Origin of the sequence: Streptomyces sp. NPDC091271 (genome assembly GCF_044757505.1) — a bacterium.
Taxonomy (GTDB): Bacteria; Actinomycetota; Actinomycetes; order Streptomycetales; family Streptomycetaceae; genus Streptomyces.
The window spans coordinates 220,970-237,637 of the sequence record NZ_JBIVVD010000006.1; the positions used below are offsets into that span (position 1 = coordinate 220,970).

Consider the following 16,668-nt stretch of genomic DNA (forward strand, 5'->3'; position numbering starts at 1 on the left):
CGGAATCATCGGCCGATCACGGCGGGCGCCCCTCCCTCGTCCGTACCCCAGACGTCCTCTTCCTCCTGGATCCAGGCGTCCCTCGCGCGGTCGCCGCTCTCCGTCTGCGGACGGGCCGGAGCACCACCGCCCGGGGGCGGGACCATCGGCATGCCACTCGTGGTGGTGGCGTTCCGCGGCAGGGCGATGGGGGCCTCGTCGGGCGCCCTGCTCGCGGCCGACAGGCCCGCACCACCCCTGTTCCTGCGGTTGCTGACGACCTGACCGCCGTCGATCACGTTGCGGATGCGCTCGGAGGTTCCCTGACCGCCCTGACCGCCACCCTGGCCACCCATCGGCATCCCGCCCATCGGCATGCCGCCCATGGGTGTGCCGCCCGTCTGCCCGGCGCCGGACGTCGAAGAGCCGGGCAGCGAAGAGCCGGGCAGTGAGCCGGTGTTCAGGGGCGTGCCGATCATCGGCGTGGAAGCCGAGGCGGCCGCCGCCCGGTCGAACGGGGAGGCGTAGGGGAGCTCGTCGTACAGCTCCTCCTCGTAGGGGGAGCCGGATCCGTAGGAGGCCCCGTCGTACCCGGAGAGCGGGCTGCCGGTGCCGCCGTTCAGATAGCCGGAGGTCGTCGTGCCGTCCGGGAGCGTGTAGCTGGTGGCGCCCGTGCCTGGGTCCAGGACCGAGCTGCTGCCGTCGGGGAACTCCGTGACGAGCCGCCCCTCGGAGTCCAGGTGGGACAGGCTCCCGTCGGGGTTCGGCAGGGTGTCGCCGGTGTTCAGCGGGCCGGTCATGGACGTGCCGTCCGGACGGGTGATCGTCGCTGTGTGGTTCTGCGGGTCGATGGTCGTCCTGCTGCCGTCCGGATGCTCCGTGACCACCCGGCCGTCACTGTCCATGTGCGTGACGGCGCCGTCGGGGCCGGGGAGACCGTCGCCCTGGTAGACGGGGCCGCTGATGCTGGTGGGGGAGGTGAGGTCGTCACCGCCGAGGGAACCGTCGAGCGACCCACCGTTGAGGGACCCGCCGTTGAGGGGCCCGCCGTTGAGGGATCCGCCGTTGAGGGACCCGCCGCCGACCGCTCCTGCGTCGGCCGAGATCCTGCCGAGCGCTTCACGCGCCGCCGAACTTCCGTCGAGGTCGCCGCCGTTGAGGGTGCCGCCGTCCAGCGACCCGCCGTTGAGGGAGCCGCCGTCGAGGGAGCCGCCGCCCAGCACCTGCTGTCGCTGCTCGTCGTACGCTGCCTGCGCCTGTGCCTGGGCCTCCTCGCGCTCCTTCTCCTGAGCCTGTTGCCGCTGCTCCTGCTCGGCCTGCTGCTGCTCGGCCTCCTTGCGCGCCGCGTCCTGCGCGGCCTCGGCCTCCTTCTCCTTCTCGGCCTGCTTGGCTTCCTGTTCGGCCTGCTTGGCCTCCTGCTCCTTCTCCTTCTCCTCCTGCTTCGCCTCCTGCTCGGCCTGCTTGGCCTCCTGCTTCGCCTCCTGCTCGGCCTGCTTGGCCTCCTGCTCGGCCTCCTTCGCCTCCTGCTTCGCCTCCTGCTCGGCCTGTTGCTCCTGCTGCTCCTTCCTGGCCCGCTCCTGCTCGCTCTTCGCCTGGTTCATCTGCAGCAGCTGCATCTGCTCCTGGCGCCCCTGGGCCTCCTCCTGCTTCTTCTCCTGTTCGGCCTGCTTGGCCTCCTGCTCGGCCTGCAGACGTTCCTGCTCGGCCTTCTGCTCGGCCTCCTTGGCCTCCTGCTTGGCCTCCTGTTCGGCCTGTTTGGCCTCCTGCTCCTTCTCCTTCTCCTCCTGCTTGGCCTCCTGTTCGGCCTGCTTGGCCTCCTGCTCCTTCTCCTTCTCCTCCTGCTTCGCCTCCTGCTCGGCCTCCTTCGCCTCCTGCTTCGCCTCGGCCTCGGCCTGCTTGGCCGCAGCCTCCGCGTCGCGCCGGGCCTGCTCCTCCTTGGCGGCCTTCTCCTTGGCGTCCTGCTCGGCCTTGGCGGCCTTCTCCTTGGCGTCCTGCTCGGCCTTGGCCGCCTTCTCCTTCGCGTCCTGCTCGGCCTTGGCAGCAGCGGCAGCCGCGGCGGCGGCCGCCGCCTGGTCCTTCTGCCACTGCATGAACTCTTCCTGCTTCTTCGCAGCCGCAGCCGCCGCGGCCTCCGCATCCGCCTTGTCCTTGGCCGCCTGGTCCTCGGCGTACTGGGACGAGAGGTCGTCGCCGCCCCTGGTCCTGATGGACCCGAGGTCGAAGTTCTTGGTGCTCCAGCTGTTGTGCACCTGGCGGATCGCCTCGTCGGCGGGGCTCACCAGATTCTCGATCACCGACGCCTGCCAGTTCTCGATGGCCCTTTCCCCGACCTTCTTCCACGTCGAGAGTTCCGTCAGATTACCGAAATTATCGGCTTTACCCAGACGGGTCGCATCCTGATTGAACGTATCCGTCGTGTGATAGGTGGTGTAGTAGGACGCATACTGCCCACCCGTACTGTTTACTTTATAAGTGATCTTCTTTATATTGTTGTGCCATACATGATCTGCTATTTCCTTCAGCAGGTCATGGAGCCATCGCAGCGGGTTCCCCATATAGAGTTCCCAGTCCATCCACCGGCGGTGCAGTTCGACCACCGCGTTACGGAAGTCCGTCTTCGCCTGGCGTATCTCGTCGCCCTGGAGGGATCCGGTCGTATCCGCCGGCCGCATGTCCTTCTCATAGCCGGCGTACTGCTTGCCGATCGTGTGGACGAGGTTCCAGAAGACACCGGCGGCCTGGCCACGCCACGCCTCGTTCTGCTCGGTCCCGAGCCTGCTCTCCCACTCCTCCACGGCCTTGCTGCGCGCGGCGAAGAACTGGGCGACCCGGTCGAATGAGGCCGCCGCCGTGTCGAAGGAGCCCAGCGAGACGGCCTGGTCGTTCGGCACGTCCACACCGTTCCAGGCGAAGCCGTGCGTCCCCTGGTCCTTGTACAGCAGCGCCTCCAGCGCCCGGCCCGTGCCGTAGCTGTACTGCGTGAGGTCCTCGGTGCTCCAGGTCGCCTTGTCCCCCGACAGACCAAGGTGATTGTCGTACTGGCTCTTGAACTCGCCGCCCTCCACCACGCCCCCCTCCGGAGGGCCGTCGTTGCTCTTGTTGCCGAGCAGGGTGAAACGCGCCTTGTACATCGAGATCTGGTCGCCCGTGGACGCCGTGTCATCGCTGGTCGCGTAGAACGGAATCACGAAGTCCGTGTTCTCGATGCGCCAGCCGGAGTTCTCCACCATCCAGTTGAGGTCGTCCACATCGACGTACGTCACGGAGTTCTGTTTGCTGATCTCCACCTTCATCTGCGGAATGCCCTCGTTGCCTTCGAGGCTCTTGAAGAGGGTGTCGCGCGCAGGTGCCTTGTATCCGGTGAAGAACATCACCGCCTGCTGCCAGGAATCGTTGGCCGCGGTGAGCGGCTTGACATTCTCGTCGGCCATGATCAGTCGTCGTCCTCGCCGCTGCCTCCGCCGAGCACGTCGTCGACATCCGAGAAGATGTCCAGCAGTTTCTGCCCGTCGATCTTCTCCAGATTGTCCCCCTGCGTCTTGAACAGATCCTCGATCGTGCTCTCCAGACCTTCCTCGATACTGCTGAAGAGGGTCTTCTGTTCCTCGAGGATCGTGACGATCTCGGTGATCATGTCGACCACCGCCTTGTTGAGGCGCTGCCCGTTGGTGAGGGTGTCCTTCACCATGCCGCCGATCGTCAGTGGCACGGACGCCCCGGCCAGGGTGCCCTCCGGGCGCTCACCCTCCGGCAGCAGGTTGGAGAGCGCGGGTGCGTCCGTCCCGTCGCCCTGGATCTTCCGAATCTCCTCCGAGAAACCCTTGATGTCCTGGCTGAGGAATTTCTCCAGCCAGGCCTTGTCCAGGTTCACGGGCGTGCCCTGCGCCATACCGATACCTCCTGGTGCCGTGGGGACAGAACATGAGGGCGGCCGCCGCCACGGCCCGTGCCGGGGGCAGCCGCCCGTGGGGATGTGCCGCGCGGTCAGCGGCCGACGCGGACGCCTTCCCACAGCTGGGTCAGTGACTTCTCGCTGTACTGGTAGCTGCCCGAGACATCGGTGAGCAGCGCCGAGTGGCTGGCGAGCAGGCCCTTCATCGCGTCCACGGCCGAGTTCCAGGCGACCTGCTTCTGCGTGTACACCTGGCGGTCCTCGCCCTCCCAGGTGTTCTTGAGCTCCTGCAGCTCGGCGTCCAGGTTCACGAGGATGCTCGCTATCGCCTTGGTCTGCTGGACCATGTCGTCGGCGGCATTCTGCATATGGGAGTAGTCGACATAGATGTAACCGTCGCTGAAATCACTCATGGTCCGGCCTCGTTTCGCAAGGGGTGGGGGAATGCGGGGGCCCAGCGGTTCGGAGTCAGCCCTTCAGCGCGTCGAAGACCGACTGCGACTGGCTGTAGGCCTGATTGATGGACTCGTTGGACGATCCCTGGGTCATGCCCTGGGTGCGGAGCGTCTCGTTGAGCGTGTCGACCATCTCCCGGACGTTGCGGGAGATGATTTCCGCCTGGTCGTCCCACTGCTTCAGCAGGTCCTGATAGGCCTTGCCGTCCGATCCCTTGAGGCCGGAGGCGAGGTTGAACTTCATGTTCTCGACGTCCTGCCGGCTGCGCTGGACACCGGTGAACGCCTGCTCCAGAGCGGTCACACCGTTCTGTGTGGCGCGTGCTTCCGACTGCTGCATGCCCGCCATGGACAGCACCTCCTGGTAATGGCGACACCTGTGGGTGTCGTGTCAATCAAACGTAGACAAAGGGAAGTTGAGGCAGCAACGAAAGGCTGGGAATTCCTCGGTCCGCCTTGCTCTATTGGCAGTCACCGCCCCTGGAATTCACTTTCCGTACGCCACGCATTTCCGGTAACCCGTCATTTCGGATCGCACCGGGCCGCGGTGGTCGCGGAGCGTCCGGTCGCCGCCGCCTCGGGTGTCAGGTCCGGCCCGGTCGGCAGCATCGCCAGCAGCGGGGCCGGCAGTCCCTCGGCCGCGCTCGCGGTGTAGCCGAGGGCCTCGGCCGCCTTCTCCGTGCCGACCCGGTACTTCATGCCGGTGTCGGTCACCAGGTAGACCGTGCCGCCGACCTCGCCGCCGCCCGCTCCGAGCGCGTGCACCAGCGCGCCACCGCCCGGCGGGACGGTGATCCGGCCGACGCGCACACAGGCCGGGGTCAGCCCCTCTGCCGGGGCCTGCGCGGCGGTGCCCAGCGCGCCCTGCGGGGTGAGCACCACGCTCACCCGCGTACCGGAGTCGCCGGCCTGGATCCGCACACAGAGGGTCCGCCCGTCCTCCAGGGGCACCGCCTCGGGCGGCGATTCCGGAAGTTCCCCGGCGGCCGTGCCGGACGGCGCCCGGTGGTCCGCGAGAGCGTCCGCCCCCAGGTCGGCAGCGGTGGCCGAGCGACCGTCGTAGACCTTCTTCCTGGTGTCCGGGTCGCCGAGCACCAGGGCGGCACCGGTGGCCGTGAGCGGCACGAGGCCCTCCTCGGTCAGCAGGTGGTAGCGCCCTGCGGCCCCGGGGACGATGATCCGGAAGACCTCGCCGATACGGGTCTCCCGGCCACCCAGTACGGGTCCCTTCCCGCCCCGCCCAGCGACCTCGACGGGCTCCAGACCGGGGCCGGACGGAAGGGCGTTGAGGAACGCGGCCGACACCCGCAACCGGGGAGCCGAGGCGTATCCGAGCGCTTCGGGCGCGCCGCCCGCACGGTCCAGCCGGAGCTTGCTGCCATGCCACACCAGGTAGTCGGTGCCGTCGGGACCGCTCACCAGCAGTCCCCGGTCCGCGGGCAACCCCTGCCCCCCGGTGCCCGCGCCCACGGCCAGCGTGGTGGCCGCGGAACCGGTCGCGCTCCCCGAGCACACCTGCCAGGCGCCGGTCTCCAGATCGCCGGCGGCGGGCAGGGCGTCGGGGGCGCCGGCGATGCCGACCGGTGTGCCGTGCGGGGTGCCCCGCAGCGAGGCGCCCCCGACCTGCGTGGTCTTCATCTCCGCGCCCGCCAGCAGCCGCGCGGACGCGTAGTTGCGTACGGGACGCAGCCGGCCGTCCAGGTAGAGGTAGCGGGAGCCGGTGTCCTTGTCGACGACCAACGTCCCGGCCTCCTTCCAGGAGTCCGTCGTGCCTGGCTTCAGCAGCCCGAAGACGAACGCCCCCGCGGACAACAGCACGGCGATGACGATGCCCAGGGCGATGCCCCGGTTGGTGCGCCCCTGCGGGCTCTCCGGTGCGTCGGGATCGCCCCGGAGCATCCCGGAGGTGAGGCGCCCCATGACGAACATGTGGGCCTGGACCTGATCGCGTTTGGACTGCACGGCGCTCCCTCGGAATCAGGCGTTGAGGGCGCGCAGGGCGCCGTAGACACCGAGCACCCACAGGGTCAGCGGCAGCAGGCTGATCGCGGTGGCCGAGTGCAGCAGCTCCCCTGCCCGTCCCCAGTACGGCACCAGTCGGCGGCCGGGCACGGTCCAGGAGAGGATCGCGGCCAGCGCGGCGACGGAGAGCAGGGTGCCGGTCACCAGCAGCCGGGGCCCCGGATCGGCCGTCCAGGCGCCCGCGACCGCGAGCAGGAGGGCGCCTCCCGCGGCGGGCACCACGAGGGAGAGCCGTTGCCAGACGTGGCCCAGTCCGCGCGAGTGCAGCGCCAGCAGCACGATCAGGACCGACACCAGGACGGTCTCGGGCAGCCCGGCATGGCGGACCAGCACCCCCAGGCAGCCGGCGCAGATCAGCCCGACCGCACCGTAGAGCGAGGTCATCCAGCCGTCGGCGAGCACGGTCCGGTTCGCGACGAGTGCGGTGGGGTGGGGCTCGATGCCCTCCTGGAGCTGCTGGGCGTTGGTGGGCAGCGGTGGCATCCGCAGCCCGGACATCCGGAACGACAGCGAGGGCACGAAGGCGCCGAGCACCACCGCGGCCAGCACACAGACCGCCGCCGCCTCCGCCGGTGCGAGGTCCGCGGTGATCATCAGAACGCCACCGAGGACCCCGAACACGGCGATCACGGCCGCGCACAGGAACAGCGCGGCGAACGCCGCCACCACCGCGAGGGCGAGCACGGCTCCGCCCGTGCCGGCCGCCGATGCGGCGAGCAGCCGCGGCCCGAGGACGTCCTCGTGGTGCGGGCCGCCGAGGTCGCCGCCGGTCAGCAGCCAGCCGGCCAGCGCCAGATAGGGACCGACCATGAAGCCGAGTGCCGCGGCCGCCCCGGCGTCACCGACCGCCCGGCTCGCCGCCGCCGCCCCGGCCAGCAGCAGCAGCCCGGCGAGGGCGGCACACAGCGCACGGGTCCCCGAGTGCGGTGCGGGGAGCGCGAGGACGAGGAGCCCGGCCAGGAGGGCGGCCACCGCGAGACCGCACAGCACCCGCCGCCCCGCCGCGGGCCCCCAGCCGTAGGGGCGGCCGTTCATCGTCGTGGAGATGCCGTCCACCAGGTCGTCGAGGTGGACCTCGGGCAGCGCTTCGGTACGGGGCCTGAGATAGACGGTCTCGCCGTCGCGCAGGTCGTACGAGTCGAGGGTGCGCTCCTCGTCGAGCGGAAGGCCGCCCAGGCGTTGCAGGACCCAGCCCCCGTGCTCGATGCCCTCTTCGGCGAGGTCGTCTCCCGCGTAACCGAGCACCGCCGGCAGGAGATCTGCCACGGGTACGTCGGCGGGCACGGCGAGGTCGATGCTCCGGGCGGGAGCACGGACGGTCAGGCGGCACACTCCGGCCACCTGGATGTCGGTCATGGGGGCCTCTCTCCCGGGGCACGGCCACCGTGCGGCGCGGGCGCCCGCCTGAGCCACGAGGGCTCCAACGAACGCCGCTGCCCAGGGTGTTGTGGGGGACGTCCGACGGATCGTAAGCACGGCGGTCCCTCTCCCGGAGCGCCCGGAGGGGGGTGACGGCCGACTCTCCGCCAGCGTTCACTGATCCGCCCCTGGGCGTTGTCCGTCCGTTCACGGCCCCCGGCCCATGCTTTCGTCGAACCCCTGTGTGACCCGTCTGACGATGGAGAGCCTTCCTTGAGCGTGGTCCTGTTCCGCCGGCCGGCCCGTCGACGCGGCCCGGAGATGCCCGACGGTGAACTGAGCCTGCAGGAACCGCCCACGCTGCCCGAGGTCGTCCCGGACTCCTCGGCCGTCTGGACCTACCTGCCGATGGCGCTCATGTCCGTGTCGATGATGCTGATGTTCATGCGGCCCGGCATGACCAAGGGCAGCGGCGGCTTCATCTACCTCGCGCTGGGCCTGATGGTCCTGTCGACCGGGGCGATGATGGTCGGCCAGGCCATGCGCAGGAGCAGCGAGCGCAAGGAGCGGCTCAAGGGCGAACGCCGCGACTACCTGCGCTATCTGGGCCAGACCCGGCGCAAGGTCAGGGCGGCCGTCGTCGACCAGCAGCGCGCCCTGGCCTGGCGCCACCCCGAACCGGCCGCACTGTGGTCCCTGGTGGGCTCCACCCGGCTGTGGGAACGCCGCCCGCAGGACGAGGACTTCGGCGAGGTCCGGGTCGCCGTCGGGGAGCAGAAGCTGGGGCTGCGGCTGACACCGATGGCGACCAGCCCCGTGGAGGACCTGGAGCCCCTCGCCGCGCACGCCCTGCGCAGCTTCATCCGCGCGTACGCCACCGTCCCCGAGCAGCCCATCGCGATCTATCTGCGGGCCTGGGCGCGGGTGCTGTTCCGGGGCGACGAGGAGCAGATCCGCTCCGTGGCACGCGCGATGGTGGCCCAGCTGGTCACCTTCCACGCGCCGGACGACGTCTGGGTGGCCCTGTGCGTGTCCGACGAACGGCGGCCGGACTGGGAGTGGGCCAAGTGGCTCCCGCACCACATGCACCCGCAGGAGAGCGACGGCGCCGGCCCGGCCAGGATGTCGGGGGCGGCGTTCAACGAGCTGGAGGACCTGCTCGGCGCGGAGTTCCTGGAACGCCCGCCGTTCGACCCGGACGCGGCCGCCGGACGGGAGGAGCCGTTCACCGTCATCGTCGTGGACGGCGGCACCGTGCCGGCCGGCCACCGGCTGGACGGGCCCGGCCTCCGTAACACCGTCGTCCTCGACCTGTCCGGGGCCCTGACCTGGCGCCCCGGCCGGGTCACCCTCCGCTTCGACGTCACCCCCGACTCCTTCGGCCTCGTCCGGACCGACCGCGACCGCAAGGAGCAGACGACGCTGCTCGGCCGCCCCGACCGCTTCGGCCCCACCGGCGCCGCCGCCCTGGCCAGGCGCCTCTCCCCGTACCGCATGGGGACCGGCACCGACACGGGCGAGCCGCTCTCCACCAACGTGGAGCTGACCGCCCTGCTCGGCATCGGAGACCTGTACCGCCACGATCCGCCCGGCCTGTGGCAGCGGAACACCGGACCCGCCCGGCTGCGGGTGCCGATCGCGGTCGGTGCGGACGGCACCCCGGTGGAGCTCGACATCAAGGAGTCCGCGCAGGGCGGGTCGGGCCCGCACGGGATGCTGATCGGCGCCACCGGCTCCGGCAAGAGCGAGCTGCTGCGGACACTGGTCCTGGCCTTGGCGCTCACCAACTCCTCCGAGACGCTCAACTTCGTCCTGGTCGACTTCAAGGGCGGCGCCACCTTCCTCGGTCTCGACGAACTCCCCCACACCTCGGCCGTGATCACCAACCTTGCTGGCGAAGCCGCCCTGGTCTCCCGCATGCAGGACGCCCTGCACGGTGAACTGATCCGCCGCCAGGAGCTGTTGCGCAGCGCCGGCAACTACGCCTCCGCGCTGGACTACGAGAAGGCCCGCGCCTCCGGCGTCCCGCTCGCCCCGCTGCCCAGCCTCTTCGTGGTGGTCGACGAGTTCAGCGAACTGCTCTCCGCCCACCGTGACTTCATGGAGCTCTTCGTGATGATCGGCCGGCTCGGGCGCAGCCTCGGCGTGCACCTCCTGCTGGCCTCGCAGCGGCTCGACGAGGGCCGTATGCACCAGCTGGAGAGCCACCTCTCGTACCGCGTCGGCCTGCGTACGTTCTCGGCGATGGAGAGCCGCGGCGTCCTCGGGGTACCGGACGCCTACCAGCTGCCGCCCCAGCCGGGCAGCGGCTACCTCAAGTCGGGCGTGGAGGCGCTGACCAGGTTCCGCGCCGCCTACGTCTCGGGCCCCTACCGGCAGCGCGCCGGCGGGGCGAACCAGGCCAGGGTGGCCAGCCAGACCGTGCCCTGGACGACGGGTTACGTGGTGCCGCGCCATCTGCCCGCCGCCCCGGACCCCGAGCCCGAGCCCGACGAGACCGGCGACACGCTGCTGTCCGTCGCCGTGGAGCGGCTGCTGGGCGCGGGCCCGCCCGCGCACCAGGTGTGGCTGCCGCCGCTCGGCCTGCCCCCGACACTCGACCAGATCCTGCCGCCGCTCACCCCCGACCCCGCTCTGGGGCTGACGACGACGGGCTGGGAGGGGCGCGGCCGGCTGCGGGTGCCCATCGGCATCATCGACCGGCCCTTCGACCAGCTCCGCGACCTGCTCCAGGTCGACCTGGCCGGGTCCGGCGGGCACGTGGCCGTCGCGGGCGGCCCGCAGAGCGGCAAGAGCACCATGGTCCGGACGATCCTGACGTCCCTGGCGCTCACCCACACCCCCGACGAGGTGCAGTTCTACTGCCTCGACTTCGGTGGCGGCACCCTCGCGTCACTCGCGGGCCTGCCCCACACCAGCGGCGTCGCGGCCCGCCTCGACAGCGAACGCGTGGGCCGTACGATCGCCGAGGTCAACACCCTGATGGCGGCGCGCGAGCGCTTCTTCCTGGAGCACGGCATCGACTCCATGGCGACGTTCCGGCGCCGTCGCGCGGCCGGGGAGTTCCCCGAGGAGCGGCACGGTGACGTCTTCCTCGTCATCGACGGCTGGTCGACGGTCCGGCAGGACTACGACCACCACATCAGCACGTTCAACGCGATAGCGGCGCGCGGGCTGAACTACGGCATCCACCTGATCGTCACCACCGCCCGCTGGGTGGAGCTGTCCTCGGCCGTACGCGACCAGGCGGCCACCCACCTGGAGCTGCGGATGGGCGACCCCATGGACTCCGGCATCGACATGCGCCGTGCCGCCACGGTCCCCCGTACCCCCGGCCGGGGCCTGACCCGCGAGGGCAAGCTCCACTACCTGACGGCGCTGCCCCGCATCGACGGGGTGGAGGGCGCCGACGACCTCGCCGAAGGGGTGACCGGTCTGGTCGCCGCCCTCCAGGAGTCCTGGTCCGGGCCGCCCGCACCGCCGGTACGAATGCTGCCGACCGCGCTGCCGTCCTCGGAACTCCCCCCGCCGGAAGGCGACTTCCGTATGGCACTCGGCCTGGAGCAGGAGGAGCTCTCGACGGTCTGGCACGACTTCAGCGAGAGCCCGCACATGATCGTGGTGGGCGACAGCGAGAGCGGCAAGACCAATCTGCTGCGGCTGACGGCCGAGGCCGTGATGGCCCGCTACACCCCGGCCGAGGCCAGGATCATGGTGGTGGACTACCGCCGCGAGCTGGTGGGGGTGGTCCCCGACGCCTACCGGCTCGGCCACGCCGTCTCCATCGACGCGCTCAAGGACCTCGTCGACGGCGCGGCCCGCGCGGTGCGCACACGGGTGCCGGGCCCCGACATCGCGCCGGCCCGGATGAAGCTGTGCGACTGGTGGACGGGCCCGCGGCTGTTCGTCCTCGTCGACGACTACGACATGCTCGGCACCGGCCCGATGAACGCCCCGTTCGACCCCCTCCTGGACCAGCTCGCGCTCGGCTGGGAGGTCGGGCTCCACCTGGTCGTCGCCCGCTCGGCGGCCGGGGCGGGCCGGGGCCTCGGCGACCATCTGCTGCGCAGGCTCCAGGAGGTCAACACGCCTGGTCTGCTGCTGTCCTGCCCGCCCTCGGAGGGCTACGTCTTCGGCAACGTCAAGGGCCGCAACCTCCCGCCCGGCCGCGCCACCCGCATCGCCCGCCGCAGGACGGTGCAGATGCAGACGGCCCTGCTGGACACGCCCTGAGGTCGCTACTCGTCGCCGGCCGGCCGCCAGCGCCGCGCCCGGCCCCGGGGCAGTGCCACGCCCGCCCCCGCCAGCAGCAGGACGAGCCCGCCGCAGATCCCGGCGACGAACAGCGCCCGGTCGCGCGGTCCGTCGGGCGCCGGTGCCGCCACATGGGCGGGCGCCGCTTCCGGTACGCCACCGAGGCCGCCGTCCAGCACCGCCGTCATCGCCGCGTACGGGTCGAGCCGTGGTGGCGTGGCCGGGTACGCCGCCCCGATGAGCTGGCGCGCGGTCCGGGCCGCCGTCATCCCGGGGTGCTGCGCCCGTACGAGCGCGGCCGCCCCCGCGACCTGGGCGGCGGCCAGTGAGGCTCCCGAACCGAGGTAGTGCCCGGCGCCCTTCGGCCCGACGCTGACCACGGCGTCACCCGGCGCCGCGAGGTCCGCGCCGCGCACACCCGGCGCGTTCGCGGGCCGCCCTCCGTCCGGACCGAAGTCGGTGACCGCGACGACCCCCGGGGCCGCCGCCGGCCAGTACCAGGGCGCGGCAGGCGCGTACCCGCCCGGTTCGTCCCGGTCCTCGGCGAGCGCGTCCGGCGCGGCGGGTGCCACGACGAGGGCGTCCCCCGCGGTGGCATGGGCGACCGCGGCGGTCAGCTCCTTCTCCCCCGTGGCGAGCGCCTGCCCGACGTAGACGACCCCGGCCCCCGCGTCCACGGCGGCCCTGATGCCCGCCGCCACCCGGCCCGGCGTCGCGGCCCCCCGCCGGTCGGTGCCGCGTACGGCCAGAATCCGTGCGCGGGGCGCGACGCCCGCCGGCCCCACCCCCTCGATGCGCGCACCGGCGATGATCCCGGCGGCGAAGCTCCCGTGGCCCACGCAGTCCTCGCCCGCTTCCCCCAGCGCACGGACCCGTCCGGCGAGCGCCGGAACGTCCGTCCCCACCCCGGTGTCGACCACGGCCACGGTCACCCCGTCGCCGTCGTCCAGCGTCCACGCCCGGGACAGCCCCAGGGCCCGCACCGTCCAGGGCTCCGCCTCGGCGCTGCGGCCGGACGCGGTGGCACACGCCTCATCCCGGGCGAGAAGGCCTCGCACGACGGGGAGTTCGACGGTGTCCGCCGCGACAGCGGGCGTACTGCCCACCGTTACCAGCATGGCGGCCACGGCTGCGAGAGCCGCCGTCGCTCCCGGTCCTGCGGATGCACGGTGGCAGCAAGCTCGTCGCATGGCCCACACGCTAGGCACCGCAGATGACGTCGGGGCGACGTGTACGGCACAGCACCGCCACCCTCGACGCCCGCCGGGACACCCGCCGTTCCCCCAGGCTTCACCCAGCGCACACCGAGGCCCTCCCGTCCCGTCCCCCGGCGTCCGGAAGTATCGGACGCGGCGGCGAAGCGAGGGGGTTCAGGGCGTGTCACGGCAGTTGCTCACGGTGTCACCGGAACGACCGAACGGTGGTTTCCGGACGATCGGTGAGGCCCTGGCCGCGGCGCGCACCGGAGCGGTGATCCAGATCGCCCCCGGCCGCTACCCCGAGAGCCTGACCGTACGCAATCGGGTCACCCTCGTCGCCGACGGGGAGGCCGGCAGCGTGGAGATATGCCCGCGCCGTGGCAGCGCCCTCGTCCTCCTCGCCGACGCGGTGATGCTCACCGACCTCACCCTGCGCGGCGGCGCCGACGACCTGCCCGTCGTGGACGCGCCGCGCGGCCAGCTCGGCATGGACGGCTGCACCGTCCACGGGTCGGGGTGGACCGCCGTCCTGGCGAGGGAGACCGGAGCACTCGCCCTGCGGGGCTGCCGCATCACCAACCCGGCGGGCGCGGGCATCGTGGACATGTCCCCCACGGGCAGCGTCGTCGCCGACTGCGTCGTGGAGAACCTGGGAACCTCGGGCGTGGTCCTCAGCGAAGAGGCCCGTACGACGGTGCGCGGCTGCCGGATCCGCGACACCCGGGGGAACGGCGTCCTCGCCAACGGCTCGGCACAAGGGGTCGTCGAACACTGCGACATCTCCGGTGCGCGCAAACCCGCCGTCGCCCTGGAAGGCAGCAGCTCGACCCAGGTCAGGCAGACGACGGTGCACGACACGGCTGTCGGTGTCTACATCACCAGCGACGCCCGGCCCGCCCTCGAAGAGGTGACCGTCCTGGACACCACGGGACTCGGGATCGCCCTCGCCTCGGGCGCCGACCCCGAACTGCGCCGCTGCCGGACCCAACGCACCGGTGGCGGCGGGCTCGTGGTCTCGGAACGCTCCCGGGGCACCTTCGACGGCTGCGAGTTCGACGCCTCGGCCGCACCCGCCGTCCTCGTGCGGGGATCGAGCACCCCGATGTTCACGGCCACGTCCGTCCGCGACTGCGCGGCAGACACGGGCACTTCGGGCGCGGTCGTCCTGGAGGACGACTCACTGGCGGAGTTCGACGGACTCGACGTCACGGACCCGGCCGGGACGGGCATCCTGATCCGATCCGGCGCCCAGCCGCTGCTCCGCCGGGCGCGGGTCGCCTCGCCCGGCGGCCACGGAGTCGAGGTCGTCGAGGGCGGCCGCGGCAGGCTGGAGTCCTGCGAGGTCCGCGGGGCGGGCAAGGCCGGCGTCCGGGCCGCCGACGGGGGCCGGCCGGAGATCGCCGACACCACCGTGGAGGCCAGCGGTGAGGCCGGCATTGTCGTCGGCCCCCAGGGAGCCGTCACCGTGCGGGACGGGAGCGTCCGGTCCTCCGCCGCGTCCGGCGTCCTCGTCGAGGGCGGAGGCGAACTGACCGCGCTGCGCCTCCACTTCACCGCCTCGGGTGCCCACGGCGTGCTGCTGGCGGCCGGATCCCGGGCATCCCTGGACGATTGCCGGGCGGACGCGAACGTGGGGGACGGCATCCGCGTCGACACCGCCGAAGCGGTCACCGTCACCGGATGCGCCGTACGCGACAACCGCGGCGCGGGCCTGCGCCGGACCACAGCGGGCGACCGGCTCGTCGTCGAGCACCTGATCAGTGCCGACAACGCGCTCCCCGACTCCTGGGGTGAATCGGCCGGCACCACACCGGGCCAGGCCGGCGCGCCCGGTCGCAAGGCCTCACCTCCGCCACCCGCCGGCCCCCTGGAGGAGCTGGAGTCACTGATCGGCCTCGCCGACGTCAAACACCAGGTCCGCACTCTCGTCCACCTCAACCAGCTGGCGCAGCGACGCGCCCGTCTCGGCATGCCGGCCCCGCCCATGAGCCGCCACCTCGTCTTCTCCGGCCCGCCCGGAACCGGCAAGACCACCGTCGCCCGGCTCTACGGCGGGATCCTCACCGACCTCGGCGTCCTGCGCTCAGGACATCTGGTCGAGGTCTCCCGCGCCGATCTGGTGGCACAGATCATCGGCGGCACCGCCATCAAGACGACCGAGGCCTTCAACGAGGCCCTCGGCGGGGTCCTGTTCATCGACGAGGCGTACGCCCTGCTCTCCGACAGCAAGGGGTCCGGCGCCGACTTCGGCAAGGAGGCCGTCGACACGCTGCTCAAGCTCATGGAGGACCACCGCGACGACGTCGTCGTCATCGCCGCCGGCTACACCGGCGAGATGGACTCCTTCCTCACGTCCAACCCCGGCCTGGCCTCCCGCTTCACCCGCACCGTCGAATTCGCCAACTACTCGGTCGAAGAGCTCGTCACCATCACCGAGTCCATGTGTGAGACCCACCGCTACGAGCTGGACCCGCGCACGCTCGACGCCCTCGCCGCGCACTACACGTCCATGACCCGCGACGCCTCCTTCGGCAACGGCCGGGCCGCCCGCCGTGTCTTCGAGGAGATGGTCGACCGCCAGGCCTTCCGGCTGAGCAGCATGGCCGAACCCGCCGAGAGCGACCTCTCGATGCTCCTGCCGGACGATGTGGCTCCGCCCGCCGATCCCGCGAGTGGTGCGTCGGACTCCACCGAACTCCTCTCCCGGCTCGACTCCATGGTCGGTCTGGCAGCGGTCAAACGTGAGGTCAACGACCTGGTGTCCCTCCTGGACTCCTCCCGCCGCCGCAAGGCCGCCGGTCTGCCGACACCCAAGGTCAGCCACCACCTGATCTTCTCCGGGCCTCCCGGCACCGGTAAGACCACCGTGGCCCGCCTCTACGCCGGGCTCCTGCACTCTCTGGGGGTACTGCCCCGGGGCCAGCTCGTCGAGGTGGCACGCGCGGACCTCGTCGGCCGTTACGTCGGCCACACCGCGCAGCTCACCAAGGAAGTCTTCGAAAGCGCCCTGGGTGGTGTGCTGTTCATCGACGAGGCCTACACCCTCACTCCCGAGGGGGCGACCTCCGACTTCGGACGTGAAGCCGTGGAGACACTGCTCAAGCTGATGGAGGACCACCGTGACGACGTCGTCGTCATCGCGGCCGGCTACACCCACGAGATGCGGCGCTTCCTGGATTCCAACCCGGGTCTCGCCTCACGCTTCTCGCGTACCGTGGAATTCGAGCACTACACCACCGACGAACTCGTCGGCATCATGGCCCGGCACGCCGCGGACTCCGGATACGACTGTCCGGACGACACGCTCAAGGCTCTTCACAGTTATGTGGACGCGCTTCCGCGTGACGCCTCGTTCGGCAACGCGCGTACCTCGCGGCAGATCCTCGACATCATGACCACGCACCAGGCCCGCAGGCTCTCCGGACTGGACTCCCCTGCTCTCGACGTGCTGCGCCGGCTGCTCCCCGAGGACGTTCCGGCCCTGCCGGGTCGCTGAATCACCGCGGTC

At 71.4% G+C, this 16,668-nt stretch carries 9 protein-coding genes; 2 read left to right on the forward strand and 7 right to left on the reverse strand.

The genetic code is table 11. From position 1 onward, the window contains the following. Positions 1–5: 5 nt before the first annotated feature. The 6 genes from ACIQM3_RS25100 to eccD form a co-directional block, all read right to left on the reverse strand. Complete coding sequence (locus ACIQM3_RS25100) at positions 6–3,410, reverse strand: AAWKG family protein (RefSeq protein ID WP_401627751.1); 3,405 nt, start codon at positions 3,408–3,410, stop codon at positions 6–8. Positions 3,411–3,412: 2 nt separating this feature from the next. Next, positions 3,413–3,868: a type VII secretion system-associated protein gene (locus ACIQM3_RS25105; RefSeq protein WP_401627752.1), complete on the reverse strand. Its 456-nt coding sequence runs from the start codon at positions 3,866–3,868 to the stop codon at positions 3,413–3,415. Positions 3,869–3,963: 95 nt separating this feature from the next. Beyond that, complete coding sequence (locus ACIQM3_RS25110) at positions 3,964–4,284, reverse strand: WXG100 family type VII secretion target (protein WP_401627754.1); 321 nt, start codon at positions 4,282–4,284, stop codon at positions 3,964–3,966. A 55-nt stretch (positions 4,285–4,339) separates the two neighbouring features. Further along, entirely contained in the window at positions 4,340–4,675 is a 336-nt protein-coding gene (locus tag ACIQM3_RS25115; RefSeq protein WP_401627756.1) for a hypothetical protein, read from the reverse strand. 173 nt (positions 4,676–4,848) lie between these two features. Further along, entirely contained in the window at positions 4,849–6,288 is a 1,440-nt protein-coding gene (gene eccB, locus ACIQM3_RS25120; RefSeq protein WP_401627757.1) for a type VII secretion protein EccB, read from the reverse strand. A gap of 15 nt (positions 6,289–6,303) precedes the next feature. Beyond that, a complete protein-coding gene (gene eccD / locus ACIQM3_RS25125) occupies positions 6,304–7,704 on the reverse strand; it encodes a type VII secretion integral membrane protein EccD (RefSeq protein ID WP_401627759.1) in 1,401 nt (466 codons plus the stop codon). A 282-nt stretch (positions 7,705–7,986) separates the two neighbouring features. On the opposite strand from eccD, the gene eccCa reads away from it, so the two are divergent. Then, positions 7,987–11,940 (forward strand): type VII secretion protein EccCa, encoded by a 3,954-nt coding sequence (gene eccCa / locus ACIQM3_RS25130; protein ID WP_401628370.1) that lies wholly within the window; start codon positions 7,987–7,989, stop codon positions 11,938–11,940. A 5-nt stretch (positions 11,941–11,945) separates the two neighbouring features. On the opposite strand, the gene ACIQM3_RS25135 is transcribed toward eccCa, so the two are convergent. Next, complete coding sequence (locus ACIQM3_RS25135; RefSeq protein WP_401627760.1) at positions 11,946–13,151, reverse strand: S8 family serine peptidase; 1,206 nt, start codon at positions 13,149–13,151, stop codon at positions 11,946–11,948. 187 nt (positions 13,152–13,338) lie between these two features. Between ACIQM3_RS25135 and ACIQM3_RS25140 the strand changes: the two genes are divergently transcribed. Then, a complete protein-coding gene (locus ACIQM3_RS25140) occupies positions 13,339–16,656 on the forward strand; it encodes a right-handed parallel beta-helix repeat-containing protein (RefSeq protein WP_401627761.1) in 3,318 nt (1,105 codons plus the stop codon). Positions 16,657–16,668 lie beyond the last annotated feature (12 nt).